Source organism: Dyadobacter sp. (assembly GCF_051859145.1).
GTDB lineage: Bacteria > Bacteroidota > Bacteroidia > Cytophagales > Spirosomataceae > Dyadobacter.
Window position 1 is genome coordinate 1 of the sequence record NZ_JBHYGF010000372.1, and the last position, 4168, is coordinate 4168.

Sequence of the window (4168 nt, forward strand, 5' to 3'; positions counted from 1 at the left end):
ACATGGTCTCAAAGGTGATCTCTGAGGTATCTTTTACCCCAAACCAGTTTTTCAGCCTCTCCGAACAGTCGATAATGCCCGATTTCAGGTCAATAGAGTAGGTGCCCAGTTCGGCCAGTTCAATTGCACCTTGCAGGAAAGCCTGCGTCTCTTCTACTTTTTTACGGCTAATAACATGGTCCGTCAGCTCTGTGGCGACTACGAGCACACCAAAGATATTCCCCTCCGAATCGCGCTGAGGCTGGTAGGCGAGATTGACATAAATTGTTTTCAATACGCCATCGTAGCTGATATTCACGGCTTGCTCCTTGGATATAAAAGGAATACCCGTGGAAATTACATCCTGAAGAAGCTTGTCAAATCCTTGTCCCTCAATTTCAGGCATTGCTTCAAGCAGCGGTTTTCCTATAATATCATGCGGATCCCGGCCGGCCAGCTGACCATAGAATGGGTTTGCCATTGTAAAGGTCAGGTTATCTTTATGGATCATCGCAATGCCGATAGGCGACTGTTCGAACAGGGAAAGGAGCTGCATCTGGCTCTTTTCAATCTGTTTTTCGACATTAACCCGCTCTGTAACGTCAATAGCAATGTCGAGGATCGCATATACTTTGCCCTGACTGTCGTAAACGGGAGAGTAGGTGATATCGTAATAATTATGTGTCATTACGCCCTGCTGCACAATGTCTACCTGTGTTCCATAGCTTTGGTACGTCACCCCTGTGGTATATACATCATCAAGGATTTGCAGGAAAGGCTGATTGGCCAGCTCGGGCATTACTTCGCGCAGTGGCATACCGACGATGTCCGCACCTTTGCCAACGATATCTATAAATGCCTGATTCGGCAGCTCCACCAGCAGATCACGGCCTACAAACAACCCGATCGCAGCCGGCGCAGAAGCGATTACTGCCCTCAGCTTGGATTCACTTTCTTCCAATGCTCTGAGCGCGAGTACCTGAGAGGTAACATCAATGGACATATTGATAATGCCGTAAATGTTGCCTTCACTGTCGAAAATCGGCTTGTATGTAAAATCGAAATAGTAGGTGCCCAGTTCTCCGTCCACTTCAATATCAACAGCAGCACTCTTGGCACAGTAAGGAATGCCAGTCCGGCGAATTTCTGCGAGAATATCCAGGAAAGGTTGCCCGATCAGTTCTGGCATTGCCTCGCGTAATGGTTTGCCGATCACCGTTGCATCCTTGCCCCAGTATTCGATCATCGGCTGATTGGCAAGTTCCACAACCATATCATCGCCGACAAACAAGCAGGTAGCAACAGGCGCCTGATCGATCAGTGCCTTGAATTTAGCTTCGCTGGCTTCCAGCTTTTTCCGGGTCTGGTATTGCCGCGTTACCTCATGCGCCATGATCATGATCTTGTCTACCTCGCCTGTCTCAGTGCGGACAGGGGTATATACAAAATCGAAATAAGCATCTTCCAGCTGTCCGTTGCGTACAAGCCGCGCGGGCACGCCGGTCCCGGTGTAGGGTATACCTGTGTGATAAACGTTATGTAAAAGTTCTATAAAGCCCTGATTCTTGATTTCAGGCAATGCTTCTTCCAGCTTCATGCCGGTAATGGATGCATTTTTGCCCCAAACCTCAAAAACCCGCTGATTGCCAAGCTCGATGACAAGGTCGGTGCCTTTCAGCAGTCCCAGTGCCATGGGCGCTTGTTCTACAATGGTCTGGAAACTTCTTGCGTGCTGCTGGTGCTGAACGAATTCACGCTGGTTGTTAACTTCTTTCGTAATATCAATGAAAGTACCCAGCGCCCGGACAGCTCCTGGAGCCTCACCGGCGAGTAACCTGCCTTTGCAAAGCAGCCATCGATCACTTGCGACGGTACGGATTTCTGTGGAGAAGAATGCAGGCAGTTCCTGGTTTTCTTTTAAACCTATTTGTTCGAAGAACGAATCTCTGGTATCAGTATGTATCTGAGCAAGAAGCGCATTCAGATCAATTATATCATCACCTTTAAACGAGAAAAATGCTTTGGCCCTTTCGCACCAGCGTACCTGGTGTGTTTGAAAATCCAGCTCCCAGGTCCCTACGCCTGCGGATTCCAGAGCAAGTTCAAGACGTTGTATTTCCAGGGCATTGTCAGTGTTAAAAGGCTTGGAAGCGGTGGTCATGTACGCGTTTTTCAAGGCAATGTAGTAAACCGAAAAAGTCACGGCGCTCTCGCCGGACGGTTTCAGTCAACAAAACATTGTGCCACAATGGACGGGATTACCAGATTCCGTTGTGAAATATAGCGTAGTCTTACTAAATGGCGTTATCAGGCTTGTTCTGCAAGGTCGGTCAGGATCCGGCTGCAATTATCCATTGTAAGTGGTTTGGAGAGATAGCCGATCACCTGTTTGTAGGCTACGGCGGGCATTACTACCCGGCCTTCGGCAGCCGAGCTGACCAGCAGAATGCTCGTTTGCGCTGAGTAGGGGCGGCTCTGCAATGCTTCCAGGAATTCCCAGCCGTTCATCACAGGCATATTGATGTCCAGCAGGGCGTAATAAGCGGTTTCCGGCTCGCAGCTGTCCATAAATTCAATGGCGTCCCTGCCGTTATTCAGGGTATATACATTGGTGATTATGCCTGCCTTTTTCAACAGGGTTTTGTGAAGAAAAAGTACAACAGGATCATCGTCAATGAGAAGGACCTTAACTTTCTGGTTCATGCGTTGTTTCTGCTGTATGTACAATATCGCGTATTACCTTGTCCAGCTCACATGCCGATTGGTACACGTGATCCAAAAGGTCCTGCTGGGTTAATTCTTCATATCCGCCTTCTTTAAGCAGCGAAACCAGCCCCATAATCCTGGCAAGTGGCGCACGTACTACGTGTGACTGTGTCCAGGCAATCTGCGTAAGCGTTTCACTTTGCCTGTTGATCCGCTGCAGGTTCTTGCGGTATGCAGTTGCATCTTTCACGTGTCCGACTGCCCTCACTGCGGTTCCCGCTTCGTTCCGCAGGAAAATGACCCTGTGCTCAACAACCGCAATGCTCCCGTCGGCTTTTATATAATCATATTCAATGTCGATCATTTCCGTCCCGGGATCATTCCTGGCCTGGTGTACCTGCTGAACTGCACGTTCCTTGTCGTGTGCACAGATATAGTTTGACCATGAAGAGGGATCGGGAGACGAAAATTTATGTCCGAAAATGTCTGATAGCCCTTCTCCCCAGTCCACTGATTCCTGCACGATATCCCAGTCGTAAATCGCCTGGTTGGCGGCCTTCATCAACAGTTTATAGCGATCGTTACTTGTCTTGAGTGCATTGGATTGGTTGAGCAGATCCGTGATTTCGGTGGAATTAATGACAATGCCGCCCACAGATTCCTCGTGCGTCAGATTGGTCGCTACCGTAGAGATCCATCGCCAGCGTCCATTCGCATCGGGAAATCGGTAAGGATCGATCCGCACCTTTTCACCTAGCGCGAGAGACTGCACTGTGTCTGCAATACGCGCTTTGTCTTCGGGGTGCAGATAGTCAAATAGATTGATGCCGATCAGTTCGTCTGCGTGAAAGCCCAGTACGGGCAGGATGCTGTCGGCTATAAAAATGCATTTGCCGGACGGGTCCAAAATGCCCACCAGGTCTGCGCCTTCCTGTGCAAGTGCTTTGTAGCGTTTTTCACTGGCGCGCAGCAAATTTTGCTGCCGCACGCGCTCGGTAATGTCCTGGATTATGCCATTGATCAAAACGGGCTCGCCGTGCTCGTCACGTTCGAGGTGCAGCCGCTGAAATACCCAGCGTGTCTCCCCCGCGGCCGTAACAATGCGGTGTTCGTAATCGGCTATTCCTTTTTCAACGAGAATTTGAAAAGCTTGCCGATCAAGTAAATAGCGGTCGTCCGGATGAAAACACGCGCGTACATTCTCGTAGGTAGGTGTAAAAGTTTCCGGGTCCCTGCCGTAGATCACGTACATTTTTTCAGACCAATCTGAAATATCTTCACCCATTTTCCTGCTCCAATAGCCAAGTTTGGCTATCACCTGCGCGTCTTGCAGCTTTTTCGTAGCGGCAGCCACTTCCTTCTGGGCAGCGAGGGTGGCGGTTACATCGGCAGCCAGGATCAGTTCTGCATTTCGGTCCGCATAGCGGATACTGCTTCCCCAAATCTGCACATCGATTATTTCGCCTGTCTTTTTGCGATGTTT

Annotated in this window: 3 protein-coding genes; all 3 read right to left on the reverse strand. The window is 49.5% G+C overall.

Annotation, left to right across the window (positions count from 1 at the left end):
* Positions 1-2140 (reverse strand): PAS domain-containing protein (locus tag ACTIE6_RS19305; RefSeq protein ID WP_439558200.1); only part of this gene is annotated, 2140 nt, incomplete at its 3' end.
* Between the two features lie 146 nt (positions 2141-2286).
* Positions 2287-2682 carry a response regulator gene (locus ACTIE6_RS19310; RefSeq protein WP_439558201.1) on the reverse strand — a complete coding sequence of 132 codons (396 nt, stop codon included), beginning with the start codon at positions 2680-2682 and terminating at the stop codon, positions 2287-2289.
* On the reverse strand, positions 2666-4168 hold a 1503-nt coding region (locus ACTIE6_RS19315), incomplete at its 5' end, for a PAS domain-containing protein (protein ID WP_439558202.1). The genes ACTIE6_RS19310 and ACTIE6_RS19315, both read right to left, overlap by 17 nt.

What these genes read in the sequence shown, in the direction of transcription:
- ACTIE6_RS19310 (WP_439558201.1), bottom strand. Translation starts at nt 2,682, where the DNA reads ATGAACCAGAAAGTTAAGGTCCTTCTCATTGACGATGATCCTGTTGTA.